Below are 15,325 nucleotides of genomic sequence, written 5' to 3'. Positions count from 1 at the left end.
CGGCCCAATCCGATTGTGATAGCGGCGGCGTTCGCCGTCGTCGGTGACGGGAGACGGGCGGAGGACCGCGGCGGAGTCGCACAGCTACCGGCTATCCGCGTCGGCTCCGGGAGAAGTGAGCGCCGAGGGGGAGATTTGAACTCCCGAGTCCGTGAGGACAGTTGCTCTCGAAGCAACCGCCTTGGCCAGGCTAGGCTACCTCGGCTCACTCACCGGTCCGGCGGTTTCGATGTTAGGGGTTTCGATTCGAGGGGCCGTCCGCCGAGGGGCTGTGAGAGCAGCGGCCGTCCACTGCGTCAACCAGTGACACACACCATGCACGACCAGCCGTGACTGACAAAAGGGTTAAACGAACGATGGCGGTAGGGTATGCTATGTCGAAGTCGGCGCGGGGGGCGGCGCTGGTCGTCGGCGGCTCGGACGCGGAGCGGAACCGGTGGGCGGAGGCGCTCCCCGACCACGTCACACCCGTCACGGTCGCCGACGGCACCGAGGCACTCGCCCAGCTCGAGCCGGAGACGGAGGTGCTGCTCGTCCATCGCGACCTGCCCGACCGGGACGCGCCGGCACTCGTCACCGAGGCCCGCGAGCGCGGGGCGACGTTCCGAGCGGCGCTGCTGTCGCCTGAGGCACCCGAGACCGACGTGGTGGCGGAGGGGTTCGACGCGTGGCTCCTCGTCCCCGTCGAGCCGGACCTGCTGACCCGGACGGTGGAGGGGTTGCTGGCCTGCCGGCGCTACGACCGCGCCATCGGCGAGCTGTACGACCTCGCGAGCGAGCGGGCCGCCGCAGGTGACGACAGGCTCGGCGCCCACGAACGGCTCGGGACAGCGCGTGCGGAGGCAGATGCGGCGCTCGAAGCCATCGAGACCATCGACCGGCGGGCGCTCCTCGCGAACAGCCCCGCCGCGTTCCGCGACAGGTCCCCGTAGCGCCCGTCCGGGGATGGTGCGAACGCTTTTGTTCAGGCTCCTCGAAGATATGACAATCATGCCACCAGGGACCCGGACGGAACGGGCCGGGGAGTTCGCGGACGCCCTCGGACGACTGCAGCGGGACGGCGGGGCGTTGCTTGTCGTGGGGGCGACACCGGGAGCAACGCACGAGCGGGCCTGTGCGCGGATGCTCGGGAGTCGCGAGCAGCCGCGCGTGGTCTGCCGGACGGACGGGAGCTGCTCGGTCGGCGCAGCCCACGCGGGCCCGGACGACCGGCTGATCGACCTCGGCATCGACGCCCGGGGCGCGGTCGCGAGCGCCGATGACGCCGGAGGCGGCGCGACCGTCGGGACGGAGACGGGCCCCGCCGCCGGCCCCGAACGGATCCTGACGGAGACACCCGCCGAGTTCGGCGCCCGCGTCTCCGAGGCCATCGCCAGCCTGCCGGACGACGTCGACGACCCGCGGGTGTGTGTGGACTCGCTGCTCCCACTCGTCGAGGCGCTGGGCGAGGAGCGAGCGTTCGAGTGGTACCACGCGGTCGCCGCCGACGTGCGCGCCGCGGGTGGGGTCTGTCACGCACACCTCCCCGTCGCCCGTGACGAGGAACTCGTCGCGCGGTTCGAGGCGCTGGTCGACGCGACCGTCGAACTCCGACTGGTCGACGGACGGCACGAGCAGCGCTGGTTCGTCCACGACTCGGTCACCTCCGACTGGCTCCCGCTGCAGGACTGACGCTCTCTTCGGTTCTCCCCGGCATCCGCAGCCTGCCCCCGTATCCACGAATCGTCCATGAGCCGCTGGTCACGGCTCCCGGCCCACGCCGTGTTCGGGGCTGATCCGCTAGAGACAGGTGCCGGTTGTACCGATTGGTTCGAGGTCCTCTGTGACGGGAACGAACGGATTGGAAGCCCCTGGCCGCTCGACCATCCGGGGCTCGCTGCGCTCCTCGCCTCGCTCCCGTCGGTCGCTCGGCTGCGGTGCTTGCGTCGCCCGGGATGGGTCGACCGGTCAGCCCCTTCCATTCCCACCCGATGTTGTCAGGTCCACGGAGCGCACGCATCGAGCTAGAATGGTGTGGAGCGACCCTGGAATGTCGAATTGGGGGGACTGAAAGGGGCCGCGGGCTCGACCCGTCCCCGGCGACGCTAGCACCACAACGCACGCCCGGAACGGCGGGTGAGCGCCAGCGAACCCGCCGCATGCCCGGACCGTGAGGAGCGCAGCGAGCCGCGGACGGTCGAGCACGCGGGGGCTTTCAACAGCCTGTCGCTGTTGTCTCCGTCCCCGACCAATTCGCTACAGACGCACACTCGCTCTATCGGACGGGGACAGCGACCCGGACACGTCGAGGGAGCCCGGGAGTCGGATTCAAGTTCCAGCGGGTCCCTCCTCCGGCGTGGCAGTCTCGTTCGACCTGTTCGGCACCCTCGTCCGGGCCGAGCGCCTCGACGACCCGGGTGCAGCCATCGCCGACGAACTCGCGGCCCGCGACGTGGACGTTCCCGCGGACTGGGACCAGGCCTACCGCGAGCGGCACATCGACGCCCCCGAGGGCGCGGAGGTCCCGCTCCCGGCACACGTGGCCGCCGCCCTCCGGAGCCGCGGGATCGAGGCCCCCGGGAACGCCGCCCGGCGCGCCGTGGTCGCCGCCTTCGACCCCGACGTGGAGCGCCGCGAGGGCGCCCGCCGCGCCGTCGAGGCCGCGCGCGAGCGGGGCCCGGTCGGCGTCTGCTCGAACACGAGCGCGCCGGAACTCGCCCGGCGGACGCTCCTCCGGGCCGACCTCGGCGACGCGTTCGACGCCGTCGTGACCAGCGTCGGCTGTGGCTGGCGCAAACCCGACTCCCGGGCGTTCGAGGCGCTGGCGAACCGGCTCGGCGTCGACACCGCGGCGCTGGTCCACGTCGGCGACGACCCCGAGACCGACGGCGGCATCGAGGCCGCCGGCGGCCGGTTCGTCGACGTGGCCGAGACGACGCTCGGCTCGTTCCCGGCCTGGCTGGAGGCCCAGGACGACGGGGTGACCGGGCGGTGAGCCGGCGCGCGGCGACCGCGGTGCTGGTGGCCGCGCTGCTGGACCGGCTCCTCGCGGAGCCGCCGGACCCGCATCCGGTGGCGCTGTTCGGCCGGGTTGTCGCGCCGCTGGACCGGGCGTGGTCGCGGCCCCGAGCGGCCGGCGCGGCCATCGCGGCGCTGCTGCCGGCACTGGCGGCTGCGACGGTCGGCGGACTGGTCGCGGCCGTCGAACGGCGGCATCCCGGCCTCGGCGTCCTCGCCGCGGCGGGCGCGCTGTTCACGGCCACGAGCCACCGGCTGCTCGTGGAGACGGCCGGCGACGTGGTGGCGACGAGCGAGCGCGACCTCGACGCGGCGCGCGCGGACCTGCTGGCGCTGGCCGGGCGGGACGCGAGCGACCTCTCGGCCGGCGAGGTCCGGAGCGCGGCGGTGGAATCGGCCGCCGAGAACCTCGCGGACGGGCTGGTCGCGCCGCTGGCCGGCTTCTGCCTGGGTGCGCTCGTCTCGCTCCCCGCCGCGGCCGCGGGCGCCGCCTGGGTCAAGGCCGTCAACACGCTGGATTCGATGCTGGGCTATCCCGAGAAGCGCCACGGAACCGCCAGTGCCCGGCTGGACGACGCCGTCGCGTGGCTGCCCGCTCGCGCGAGTGCGGGACTGCTCGCGCTCGCCGCGGGCGACGTGGACGCCCCCGCCCGGGCCCGGGCGTGGCTCGACGCCGTGCCGTCACCCAACTCCGGCTGGCCGATGGGCGCCATCGCCGCCGCGCTCGGGACGCGGCTGGAGAAGCCCGGCGTCTACGTCCTCCCCGGTGGCGACGCGCTCCCCGACGGCGCGACCGCGCGCCGCGGCGTCCGGCTCGTCGCGCGGGCCGGCTGGCTCGCGTGGGCCGGGGCGGCGGGGCTGGCATGGCTCGTCGGCCGGACCCGTCGCACGTTCAGGGAGGGACCGTGATGCCACCAACCCGCGTGCGGCTCCGGCAGGCGGTCCGGGGCGCGCTGGGCTTCCTCACGCGGCTGCCGGTCTCGCACGAGGGCCGCGCGTGGGTCGCGTTCCAGGGGACGCCGCTGGCGTTCCCGGTCGTGGGCTACGTGGTCGGCATCCTGGCGGCGCTCCCGCTGCTCGCGTTCCTCGCCGTCGGCGCGCCCGCGCCCGTCGCGGCCGCGGCGACGCTCGCGACGCTCTACCTCGTGACGGGCATCAACCACCTCGACGGGCTGGCCGACTGTGGGGACGCGGCCGCCGTCCACACGGTCGAGCGCCGGCGCGAGGTGCTGAAGGACACGACCACCGGCGTCGGCGCGCTCGCCGCCGTCGGCATCGGCCTCGCCGGCACGGCGCTGGGGCTGCTGGCCGTGGCGGAACTCGGCGGGCGCGGGGCCGGCGGGCCGCTCCTCCGGGGCGGCACGCTCGCGGCGCCGCTCCGGGCCGCGGGGCTCGTGGTCGCCGCGGAGGTCGGCGCCAAACTCGGGATGGCCGCCGTCGCCTGCCTCGGGACCGCCATCACGGACGGCTTCGGGGCCGCGTTCACCGGCCGCGCGACGCCCGGTCTCCTGGTCGGCCCGGTCGTCGTTGCACTCCCGGCCGCGCTGCTGACGGGCCTCTCGCCGGCGGCGCCGGTGGCGCTGCTGGCGGCGTTCGCCACCGCGCTGCTCGTCGTGCGCTGGGCCCGGGCGCGCCTCGACGGCGTGAACGGCGACGTGTTCGGGGCCGCGAACGAACTGGCCCGCCTGGCCGCGCTCCACGCGGGCGCCGTCGCGTGGGTGCTGGCGTGAGACCATCGGGGTGACCTACCGGGCCGATTACACCCCAATACACAGAGTTCTTGAGTTATTCCCCCGTAATCGAAAATTCAGTTCGCGATTGGACACATATCATCCATTTCCGATCCGAACCGTCCGGTCCGTCACTCGCATGTAGTCGGCGCCCCAACGGTCGGCCGATGCGAGTCGTGCGCGGACGCGCCGCCGATGTCGCGGAGGACCGGGCGATCACCGAGCATCTGGTGGCCGACGCCGGGGAGACCGGTGAGCCCGCCATCCGGGTCTGGACCCCGCATCGGCAGGTCGCCTTCGGCCGGCGCGACGCCCGCGAGCCGGGGTACGACCGGGCCCGCGAGGCCGCCGCCGACCGCGGCTACGCGCCGTACGAGCGCGAGACGGGCGGGCGCGCCGTCGCGTACACGGGCCACACGGTCGCGTTCACCCGTATCGAGCCGGTTGCCGAGCTGCGGACCGGCATCGAGGAACGCTACGACGAGGCCGTCTCGGTGGTCCGGGCGGCGCTGGCCGACTGCGGCGTCGACGCCGAGCGGGGCGAGCCCCCGGAGTCGTTCTGCCCGGGCGCGCACTCGCTGTCGGCCGACGGGAAGCTCGTGGGCATCGCCCAGCGGGTCGGGAGCGACGTCGCGCGCGTCGGTGGCATCGTCGTCGTCCGTGACCACGCGGCCATCGCCGCGGTGCTGGCGCCGGTCTACGACGCGCTGGGCGTCCCGTTCGATCCCGGGAGCGTCGGGAGCGTCGCGCGGGCCCGCGGCGTCGACCCGGAGCGCGTCGACCCGACCACGGTGGCCCGGACGCTGGAGGAGCACCTCGTCGGGACCGCCGCGACGACGGTCGAACGAGTGGATTGAAGCGACGAACTCGCCCACTGTCGCAAGTGGGTTCGACCACAGCGTGACTGCTCCCGGAGCTCTCACCCGCTCGAGCATCCGGTTCGGTCGCGGTCGCCACGGTCAGCACCGGGAACACCGTCCGCCCCGGGCGCCGGGTACTTGCCCGTGGGGTTCGTACACACGGCCATGCCAGACAGCCTCGAACGGACCTGCGTGGCGCTGCGCGAGCGCGGTTACACGGTCGCGCACCCGGACGACCGGGCCCAGCCCGCTGCGGTCGCGACGCCCGGTCCCGACGCGACACCGCTCGAGGGTGTGGCGGGCGGCCTGGCCCTGGAACCGCTCGCCACGCGGTCGCGCGTGCGCCGTGCCCGCGACGCCGAGCAGCCGGCGGCCGAGCCGACGCAGGTTGTCGATTCGCTGGCGACGGCCGCCGGCCGGGACCTGACGTGTCTGTTCGTCGTCGACGAGCGCGGCGCCGCGGCCGTCCGCGAGGTGCTGACCGATCCGCCGGCGGTGCGTGCCGTCGACGCCGACGGCTGCCGGACGTTCTACGACGTGCCCGACCGGCTCTCTACGGGTGCGGGCCTGGCCTGCGTCCGGGCGGACGAGGCACCCGTCTGGCGTGAGGAGCCGGCGACGGCGGGCGTCACGGGCGGGGAGAGCGCGACGAGACCGACAGGGAAGGCGGGGAACCGGCAGCGAACCGGCCGCGACAGCGCGGCCCCGGGCGGACGGGCCGACGCCGCGACCCGACTCGTTCTGGAGGCCGACGGGGCCATCCAGGCCGCGTTCGACGACTACACCGCGCTGGCCTGCCCGACCGCCCGGGCGTTCCCGTACACCTACCGCCGGGGCGACGACAAGCGGCTCCACGTCCGGAACCGCGACGGCCGGGAGGTCGGCGTCTACCCGTCCGTCCGCGCGATGAAGACCGACGCCTACCGTCCGGTACCGGACCCGCTCGTCCCCGAGGTCCACCTCGACGGGGACCGCCGAGCCGCGTGGCTGCTCGCCGTCGACACTGCCGAGGGCGTGCGGTTCGGGCGCTGAACCCGGTGACTTCCCGGCCGCCGGGTTTATTGCCGGGGCGACACGACCATCGAACATGGATTCCCCCGGCCACGGCAGCAGTAGCGCGAGCGGGTCCGAGGTCGGCGCGGCCTGGTTCCTGAAGGTCGCCCTCCTCTTCGGCCTCGTCCTCACGGTCGCCCTCGGCCTCGGTATCGGCCTGGGCGTCATCCCCGTCTGATTCCGAGGGGCGGTCCCTCCCGGCCCCGACGCTCCGATGCCACCTGTAGCCGTCCTCGCCGGTGACGACGTTTTTTGAGGCCGCCGCGAGAGGTGGAGCCATGCTCGGACCACTCCGCCGGCACCCGCTCGCGACGGGCGGCCTCCTGCTCGGCGCCGTCGTCGCCGCAGGGACGCTCGCCGACTCGCGCCTCGACCCCGTCGGGTGGCACCCGCCCGACCCGCCCGCGATGACGGGCGCGCTTGAACCGGACCACGCGCTGGCCGACGCCGACCGCGTCCTCACCGCCGACGGGCCGGAGGACACCGCGTTCGACGCCGAGGGCCGCTGCTACACCGGCGCCGACGACGGCGTCGTCTACCGGACCGTCGAGCCCGTCGACGGGCGGACGGACTGCCCGCTCGAGCCGTTCGCCCGCGTCGGCGGCCGGCCGCTCGGGCTGGTCTTCGATGACGGCATCGACGAGGGCGCGGAGGGCTCGGACCTCATCGTCGCCGCGGAGGACGCCGGCCTCGTCCGGGTCTCGCCCGACGGCAACGTGGAGACGCTGACCGACAGCGCCGCCGGCCAGCACACCCAGTTCGCCGACGACCTCTACGTCCACGACGGCGTCGTCTACGTCACGGACGCGACGGTCCACGAGATCTTCCAGGACGAGCTGTTCGAGCTGCAGGACACCGGCCGCCTGCTGGGCTACGATCTGGAGACGGGCGAGACGACGGTCGAGCTGACGGGGCTGGGCTTCGCCAACGGCGTCGCGCCGGGCCCGGACGGCGAGTCGCTGCTGGTCAACGAGACCTCGCGCTACCGCATCCGCCGGTACTGGGTCGAGGGGGACCGCGCCGGCGAGGACGAGGTCTTCGTCGACAACCTCCCCGGCTATCCGGACAACGTCGACGTGGCGAGCGAGGGCGGCTACTGGGTCGCCATCCCGTCGATGCGCGACGAGTCGCTGGAGGCGCTCCAGCGCCGGCCGTGGGTGAAACGACAGCTCGGCAAGCTACCCGAGGCGGTCCTCCAGCAGGTCAGCGGTGACCCGTACGGGCTCGTCCTCCGCGTCGACGAGTCCGGCGAGGTCGTCGACTCGCTCCACGACCCCGCGGGCGGCGTCTTCGGCGTCACCTCCGCGACGGAGTACGATGGCGCCCTCTACCTGGGCTCGCTGTTCAACGACTACGTCTACCGCAAGGAGCTGGACGGGGAGTAGCGGCCGCGACCGGCCCGACAGACGGCGGTCGGGGGCTCACCTCGTCGACCCGGCTGGTGCCGCTATACATATAGCCCGCCCGCGCCGGCGGCGCTACGTGCGTAGGCGCCACCGTGGAACGGGCGAGCGCTGTAGGGGTCACCATATGGTCCCCGAACCGGAACCAGTGAGGCACAGCGCCCGGCCGACGCCAGAACCGAGACGTACGCTGGCCACGATTCCCCGTGTCCCGCGCCCCCTGCCCAGGTCCTCGGGTGTCCTGCACCCACCGGCCACGCCTCCCCGTCTCCCTGGGTACCCTCGCGTCCGAGGCACCGCCGATGCCCACACCGCCGATGCCATCGACTCGGCACCCCGGACGACGGGTGGCGCGGTCGGTGACCTCACCCACAGCGCAGTGCCCCGGCAGTGCCACGGGGGACGCACTCGGAGGTGAGTCCGGTGGCGACCGGGAGCAGGGTCCAGGTACTCGTCGTCGGGGCCGGCATCGGTGGCCTCTCGCTCGCGGGCTTCCTGGAGCGGGCCGGCATGGAGCCGGTCGTCGTCGACCGGGCCGAGACGCTTGACACGGCTCGTGGGACGGTCGAACTCCCACCCGGGGCCGTCCGGCTGCTGGGCCATCTCGGCGTCGAAGCGGTCGTCCACGACGCCGGAGGGGTCCTGACGACCTGGACGCGTCGGCACCCCGACGGAACGGTCGTGACGCGGCTCGACGCCGACGACGAGTTCGGCCTCCTCGCCGTCGAGTACACGCGGCTGCGGCGGGCGTTGCGCGACCGCCTCAGCGACGACACCGTCCACACAGGAACCGCGCTCCGGGCTCTCGACCCGGGGCGGGGCGGGGTGACGGTCACGTTCGCCAACGGCGTCCGGGAGCAGTTCGACGTCGTCGTCGGCGCCGACGGCGTCCGGTCGCGCACCCGGGCGGCACTCGGTGGCAGCGAGCCGGTGTTCTGTGGGACGACGAGCCTCCCACTCACGCTCGACACCGACCCCGGGGTCGAGTTCGACGGTGCGAGCGAGGTCTGGGCCCCCGACGGTGCGGTGTTCAGGGTCCTGCCGGTTGAGGACCGGCTGACGGGCTGGCTCACCGTCCCCGCGACCGTGCCTGGGCAGGACTGGAAGGCCACCTCGCCCGCCGAGCTGTGCCCCGAGATCGACTGGCTCCTCCCGGCCGCCAGCCGCGCCAGGGCCGGCGACCACTGCATGGACGACTTCCGCGTCCCCGCGGACCGCCTGGCCGACGGTCGGGTGGCCCTGCTCGGGGACGCGGCTCACGCCCGCCACCGCCTCGCCGGCGTGGGACCGGCACTCGCACTGGAGGACGCGGCGGTCCTGGCGTCGGAGCTGGTCGGTCGTGACGACCCGCCGGCGGCGCGGCTCGTCGACTACGCGGCCCAGCGAGGGGCGCGGCTCTCGCGGCTCGGGCGGCCGGGCGACGACGGCGGGAGCGACTCGCCGCTCGCGGGCGTCGAGTCGGCACTGGCCGACCGCCATCCGACGATACCCCGGACGCGCGGCGCCCGTCTCGCCGCGGGGTTCGGCCCCGACCCGCCGACACTGCCGGTCGGTACGGCACTCGAGGATGGGGCGCTCTGGAGCGATGGTGACGGTTGAGCCACAGCCGGGGCGCCGGGAACGAGGCCTGGGGAGCGACGGACGGTCGTGAGCCATCTGCAGAGCGGCGATGGCGAGCGGCGTGGTGTCCGGCGGTGTGACGTCGGCCACCCTCGTTCGGCCGCTACCCGTCGGCGTCGGGGTACTCGCGCTCGAGGAGCATCCGGAACGCCGACTGCTCGGCGATGCGGAGGTGCTTGTTGAACGTGGGCTGGGAGACGCCGAGCAGTTCGGCCACCTCCTGCCCGCTGGTCTCGCGCGGCCACCCGAAGTACCCCGCCGAGTACGCCGTCTCCAGCGCCTCCCACTGGCGGTCGGTCAGCTCCGTCTCGAGGGCGTCCTGCAGTTCGAACAGCGACCGGATGGTCCGCTCGCGCTGGCGCTGTGCCACGAGTTCGGCGTCCGGATAGCGCTCCTGGAACCCCTCGACGAGCGCCCGCACGTCCGTCCCGCGGGGTGCCTCGACAACCAGCGTCCCGTCGCCGGGTTCGGCGGTCGCCTCCCGGACGACTGCGCCGTGCTCGGTGAACACGGAGCCGAACCAGGTGGGGGCGGTCACCTCTACGAGGCCGCCGGTCCCCGCCTCGTCGGCGCTGACGACCTGTGCCGTCGCGACGCTCGGCGCGGCGTCGGCCAGCTCGACGACCGTCGCGGGGTCTGCCCCCTCGACGGCGTAGAACATCGAGAACGACCCGCCCGTCCGGCGGATGGTCCGTTCGAGGTCGATGCGGCAGTCCGCCGTCGTCGCCCCGCGGATCATGAACAGCCCCTCGTCGGCCACGGCGAGCTCCAGCTCGGTGGTCCCGTCGGACTCGAGCGCCTGCTCGCGCTCGGTGACGGTGATGGCGTACCCGATGGAGCGACCGAGATCCGCCAGCACCTCCCGGGTCGCCTCGTCGAAGGCGTCGGGAGCGGTCGACGCCACCGACAGCACGCCGTGGGTCGTGGTCTCGTAGCGGATCGGGACGGCCACGACCGACTGGATGCCGTGTCCGAGGGCGTGTTTCCGCCACGCACCGGTCGCGATGTCGGTGGCGACGTTCTCGACGGCGCGTGCCTCGTCGGCCCGGTAGGCCGCGACGGCCGGGTGGCCGCCGGCGCCCGCCTCGGCCGTCGAGCCGACGACGCCCGTCAGCCCGTCGACGTACCCCTCGGGGCCGCCGGCGCTGGTCCGGGGGACGAGCCCGTCGTCACCGACGGTCGGTTCGGCGACCCAGACGAAGTCGTGGTCGGCCACGTCGACGAGGCGCTCGCAGACGGCCTCCTCGATGCCGGCGCGGGAGGACTGCTCGACCGTCGCTTGCTCGATGTCCCTGATGATGGTGTTGAGCCGTTCGAGCCGGTCGGCGCGCTCCTGCTGGCGGCGGAGCTCGGCCTCTCGCTCGGCCAGCTCGCGTTCGCCCGCGACGTGATTCAGCGCCGCCTCCAGGGTCGCAGCCAGTATCTGGGCGAGCTCCACGTGCTCGGCGTCGAACTGCTCGTCGGGGGCGCCGACGAGCATCACCCCGTGCGAGCCCATCGGGAGCACGATGTCCGGGTCGGAGACGCCGGGGCCGTAGACCGAGGTCGTCGGCTCGGACTGGGTGACCGCCTCCCCCTCGACGAACACCTGCCACGGAACGGAATCGCCCGGGCCGAACGATGGGGGGTCGACGTCCAGCTCCGACAGGCGCGTCGTGAGTGCAGTCGGCTCGAGCGCGCCGCGCTCCTCGTCGTAGCGATACACCGACACGAGCGGGAAGCCCAGCACCTCCTCGGCCGCCTCGACGGCCCGTCGGCAGGCCGCCACCTGAGAGTCGGCGGCCGTGAGCTGCCGGGTCGCCTCGTGGAACGTCTCCAGTGTCTGTTCGCGCTCGTGGCGCTCGGTGACGTCCGTGACGACGCCGACGAACTGGTCCGGCCGGTCGGTCTCGTCGAGGATAGGGTAGCCGGCCGCCTCCAGCCAGCGCACCTCGCCGTCCGGGCGCTGGATGCGGAAGTCGAACTCGTAGCGGTCGTCGGGGTCCCCGGCCTCGATGTCGGCCAGCATCGCCTCCAGCTCCGCCTCGTACGGCTCGCGGTCCTCGGGATGCATCGCCTCGATGAACGCCCGGGGGTCCTCGTGGAGCTCCTCGGCCGGGCGCCCGTAGATGTCGGCGTACGCCGAGTTGACGTACGTGACCTCGGTCAGGTCGGTGTTGGCGAGGTAGATGATCTCGTCGACCCGCTCGGCGATGGTCCGGAACCGGCGCTCGAGCTGGCGGTGCTCGGTGATGTCGCGCTGGATCGAGACGATCCGGTCCTCTCCACCGATGACCGCGGGCGTCACCGTCGCCTCGATCAGGAGCCGGTCGCCGCCCTTCGTCTCCTGGGCCCACTCGACGGTCTCGGGCTCGCCGGTCTCCATGACCCGCTGACACAGCTCCCGGGCGCGCTCCGCGGTGTAGCCCGCGTCGGTGGCGCTGAGCCCGGCGTTCCCCTTCTCGAGGACCGTCTCCATGTCGTCGTACCCCAGCCGCTCGACGAAGGTCCGGTTGGCGTCGAGCAGTTCCGCCGTCCCGGGGTCCTGGATGGCGATGGCGTCGGTGACGCCGTTGAAGATCTGCTCGTACTCGCGCTCGCGACGGCGGCGCTCGGTGATGTCCTGCACCCGCCCGACGATGCGGTCGACGACCCCTTCGTCGTTCGCGACGGGAGAACGGGCGACCCGGATCCACCGAGCCTCGTCGTCGACCGCGAGCCGGTACTCGCCCTCGTAGACCGCCCGCGTGTCCCCGGCCTCGATGTCGGCGACCAGTTCGGCGACGTCGGCCTCGTAGCGCTCCCGGTCGTCCGGGTGGGCGGCCTCGACAAAGGACTGTGGGTTCTCGGAGAGTTCCTCGATCGGCTGGCCGTAGATATCCTCGTAGGCCGGGTTGATGTAGAGGATCTCCGAGAAGTCCGCCGTCGACAGGTAGATCACCTCGTCGATGTGCTCGGCGATGAGCCGGAGGCGGCGCTCGCTCTCCCGTGCCTCGCGCTCCCGGCGCCGGAGCTCGGTGATGTCGTTGAACGTCGCCAGTGTCGCTGGTGCGCCCCGATATCGGATGCGTGAGACGTACAGGTCGATGGTTCGGGTCTCGCCGGCCGCCGTCTCGATCCGTATCTCGTAGTTCTCCGGCGGGTCCTCGCCATCCCCGTGGGCGCGCTGGTCGTAGCGCTCCTCGACTAGGTCGCGGTACTCCGGAGTCATGAGTTCGGAGAACCGCTGGCCCAGCAGGTCCGCCTCGTCGTCCCCCGTCAGCGACACCATCCCGGGGTTGACGAAGGCGATCTCTCTGTCCTGGACGATCATCACGCCGTTGGGGCCCTGCTCGACGAGCGTCTCGTACAGCCGCCGCTGCTCCTCGAGTTCGCGTTCGCGTTGCTTGCGCTCCGTGATGTCGCGGACGCTCGCGAGTACCCGCTCGTAGCCGTCCAGCTCCACGACGGCGAGGTGGACCTCGACGGGGTAGGTCTCGCCGTCGTGGCGCTGGTTGCGCCACTCGAACAGCTGCATGCCCTCCCGACGGGCCTGCTCGATCTTCGCCTGGGCCGCCGCCTCGTCGTATGCCTCGCCGGGCGCCGTCACGAGGGTGATGTCCTCGCCGACCAGCTCCGACCGGTCGTAGCCGTTCATCTCGCAGAACCGCTCGTTCACATCGACGATCTCGCCCGTGTCCGGCTCGTGGACGACCAGCCCGTCCGAGACGTTCTCGAACACCTCACGGTACGGCTCCTCGTCCGTGACCGTGCCTGCCGCGGATGGGTCGACGGCAGCCTTCTCGGTCGTGTCCGCCCCTTCGGTTACGCCCGGGTCACCCTCACCGAGCGTTGCGATGCGGTCGACGATGCGCGCACACTGGCGCTCGACCGCCGTCCGCGGGAAGACGTCGGCGACGCCGGCTTCGAGCGCGTCGTCGACGGTCCCGCCGCTGTCGGCCTCTGCCAGCAGGACGACCGGCTGCTCCGGCTCGGTGCCCTGGCGCACGACCGCGACCGGAGTCTCGATGCCGCTCCCGACCACGATCCCGTCGGCCCCGTTCGCCGTGGCCTGGTCGACGGGGTCGTCACTGGGGTCGAGGAGTGTCGCCGTGACCCCCGCCCGGGCGGCCTCGAGTCCGTCGGCTACCGCCCGCCCGAACGACCGCTCCCCGGCTGCGACAAGCAGCTCCAGTTCCCCCGCACCCTCCGTTCCCATGGGCCAACCGTGCGGACCCTCCGTGTTGAAGATTGTCCTCAAATAGCCGTGAACACGGAGAAATTGGGCGGCGGCGTCAGTATGCCGTGCCGCCCGTCACGCCGTCCGTTCCGCGAGTCAATACGTATAGCCCCCGTCGCTTGCCGAGGAAACGCGTGTAGCGAGCAGGCTTCTGGTGCGTCCCTGGTATGAAACAGCCGTAACGATGACACACCATCTGCCGCCGACGCCCCGGACGGGGTGCACGTGACGATGGCGCCCCAGTCCGCCTTCCCGCACCGCGAGGCGGTCGAACGGGAGGAGGTCTCGTCAGAGGCCGTCTCGCTGGACGACGCCGGCGACGTGGTCAACGCCCTCACGAGCGAGACCGCCCGGAAGCTGGTAGACCGCATCTACACCGAGCCGGGGACGACCTCCGAGCTCGCCGACGACGTCGGCACCTCCCTGCAGAACGCACAGTACCACCTCGAACGGCTCGAAGACGCCGGTGTCGTCGAGGTGGTCGGCACGTGGTACTCCAAGCGTGGAAACGACATGGACGTGTACGGCCCGAGCAGCGAACCGCTGGTCATCGTCGCCGGCCCGCTTGACGGCGAGGCCGTCGTCGAGGAGGCGGCGGCCGAGTCCACCGCCGGCGAGGACCAGTCACCCGTCACTGCCGGTTCCGGCCCTGCCCCCGAGGGTGGTCCGGACCCGGCACTCCGCGACCGTCCCTGACTGCCATGTCCCGCTGGCGACGCTTCCCCTCCACCTCGCACACGACGGTCGACTGCATCGCCTGTGGCGAGACCGTGGCCCGGTCCGACGCGCGCGAGTACGACCGGCACGGCGACAGATGGAACCGCGAGGACAAGCGGTTCGAGTACCTCTGCAAGCCGTGCCACGACGACCTGTGTCACTTCCCACGCGACGGGCTCGAGACGACGCTGATCGAGGCCGGCGCCGGCGAGGTCGACCGCGACGCCTTCCTCCGGTCGTTCTGCCACCTCGACGGGCGGGAGGCTGGTACCGCCTCCGACGAGTGACACCAGGTCGGGGTCCGGGGGCGGATGGTCCCTCCGCGAACGGCCGGGAAGCCCCGACCCAGGCAGCGTCCGTGACGATCCCGGCACGCCGGCCATCGCCACGGAGCGTGGGACATCGATGAGACGGAAGGCACACGCCTCGGCCCGAACGACGCCGCCGGGCCCTCGTCGCCGCGGCCGACGCCTTCGAGTCCGCGACGGCCGGCGAGGCAGGTACCGGGCGAGATCCCCGCGTCTCGAGGGCGGCCCCGACGCCCTCGCCGGGCAGGACTGGCATCTCTCCGAGGGGTATACTCACCACTATATGTGGCGCAGAAACGCTGAAACGCATAAATACGGATGGGACCGCCCAGATTTGAACTGGGGTCACGGGCACCCAAGGCCCGAAGTATACCATGCTAACCCACGGTCCCGCGGCTACTGCTTCTGCGAGCGCGGTGGAAAGCGTTTCGCTCCCGGC

The 15,325-nt window shown here is 72.8% G+C and carries 13 protein-coding genes and 2 tRNA genes; 12 read left to right on the top strand and 3 right to left on the bottom strand.

All coding sequences use genetic code 11. The features are described from left to right. Positions 1–120: 120 nt before the first annotated feature. Positions 121–205: transfer RNA gene (locus tag P2T62_RS04640), tRNA-Ser, on the bottom strand. A gap of 169 nt (positions 206–374) precedes the next feature. On the opposite strand from P2T62_RS04640, the gene P2T62_RS04635 reads away from it, so the two are divergent. From P2T62_RS04635 to P2T62_RS04590, 10 genes are all read left to right on the top strand, one after another. After that, entirely contained in the window at positions 375–932 is a 558-nt protein-coding gene (locus P2T62_RS04635) for a response regulator transcription factor (RefSeq protein WP_276260321.1), read from the top strand. 58 nt (positions 933–990) lie between these two features. Continuing rightward, positions 991–1,671 carry a DUF7504 family protein gene (locus tag P2T62_RS04630; RefSeq protein WP_276260320.1) on the top strand — a complete coding sequence of 227 codons (681 nt, stop codon included), beginning with the start codon at positions 991–993 and terminating at the stop codon, positions 1,669–1,671. A 664-nt stretch (positions 1,672–2,335) separates the two neighbouring features. Further along, positions 2,336–2,974 (top strand): HAD family hydrolase, encoded by a 639-nt coding sequence (locus P2T62_RS04625; protein ID WP_276260319.1) that lies wholly within the window; start codon positions 2,336–2,338, stop codon positions 2,972–2,974. After that, positions 2,971–3,906 carry a CobD/CbiB family cobalamin biosynthesis protein gene (locus P2T62_RS04620; protein ID WP_276260318.1) on the top strand — a complete coding sequence of 312 codons (936 nt, stop codon included), beginning with the start codon at positions 2,971–2,973 and terminating at the stop codon, positions 3,904–3,906. The genes P2T62_RS04625 and P2T62_RS04620 overlap by 4 nt, the downstream gene beginning before the upstream one ends. Continuing rightward, entirely contained in the window at positions 3,906–4,727 is an 822-nt protein-coding gene (locus tag P2T62_RS04615) for an adenosylcobinamide-GDP ribazoletransferase (protein WP_276260317.1), read from the top strand. Before P2T62_RS04620 ends, P2T62_RS04615 begins: the two co-directional genes overlap by 1 nt. Positions 4,728–4,894: 167 nt before the next feature. Then, positions 4,895–5,584, top strand: a complete 690-nt coding sequence (locus P2T62_RS04610; protein WP_276260316.1) for a lipoate--protein ligase family protein — start codon at positions 4,895–4,897, stop codon at positions 5,582–5,584. Positions 5,585–5,752: 168 nt separating this feature from the next. Next, positions 5,753–6,619: a hypothetical protein gene (locus P2T62_RS04605; RefSeq protein WP_276260315.1), complete on the top strand. Its 867-nt coding sequence runs from the start codon at positions 5,753–5,755 to the stop codon at positions 6,617–6,619. Between the two features lie 55 nt (positions 6,620–6,674). Next, entirely contained in the window at positions 6,675–6,818 is a 144-nt protein-coding gene (locus tag P2T62_RS04600) for a hypothetical protein (RefSeq protein WP_276260314.1), read from the top strand. A 100-nt stretch (positions 6,819–6,918) separates the two neighbouring features. After that, complete coding sequence (locus P2T62_RS04595; RefSeq protein WP_276260313.1) at positions 6,919–8,025, top strand: SMP-30/gluconolactonase/LRE family protein; 1,107 nt, start codon at positions 6,919–6,921, stop codon at positions 8,023–8,025. A gap of 441 nt (positions 8,026–8,466) precedes the next feature. Next, the gene (locus P2T62_RS04590; protein WP_276260312.1) at positions 8,467–9,642 is read left to right on the top strand and encodes an FAD-dependent oxidoreductase; all 1,176 of its coding nucleotides are present in this window, start codon (positions 8,467–8,469) and stop codon (positions 9,640–9,642) included. Between the two features lie 124 nt (positions 9,643–9,766). On the opposite strand, the gene P2T62_RS04585 is transcribed toward P2T62_RS04590, so the two are convergent. Next, positions 9,767–13,840, bottom strand: coding sequence for a PAS domain S-box protein (locus tag P2T62_RS04585; RefSeq protein WP_276260311.1), 4,074 nt, complete (start codon positions 13,838–13,840; stop codon positions 9,767–9,769). A gap of 252 nt (positions 13,841–14,092) precedes the next feature. On the opposite strand from P2T62_RS04585, the gene P2T62_RS04580 reads away from it, so the two are divergent. Beyond that, a complete protein-coding gene (locus P2T62_RS04580; protein ID WP_276260310.1) occupies positions 14,093–14,557 on the top strand; it encodes an ArsR/SmtB family transcription factor in 465 nt (154 codons plus the stop codon). 5 nt (positions 14,558–14,562) lie between these two features. Beyond that, positions 14,563–14,865, top strand: coding sequence for a DUF7562 family protein (locus tag P2T62_RS04575; protein ID WP_276260309.1), 303 nt, complete (start codon positions 14,563–14,565; stop codon positions 14,863–14,865). Between the two features lie 340 nt (positions 14,866–15,205). Here P2T62_RS04575 and P2T62_RS04570 read toward each other — a convergent pair. Further along, positions 15,206–15,278, bottom strand: a tRNA-Pro gene (locus P2T62_RS04570). Between the last annotated feature and the right edge of the window lie 47 nt (positions 15,279–15,325).

It is taken from the genome of Haloglomus litoreum (genome assembly GCF_029338515.1).
Classification (GTDB): domain Archaea; phylum Halobacteriota; class Halobacteria; order Halobacteriales; family Haloarculaceae; genus Haloglomus; species Haloglomus litoreum.
This window is presented reverse-complemented; position numbering and strand designations above follow the sequence as displayed.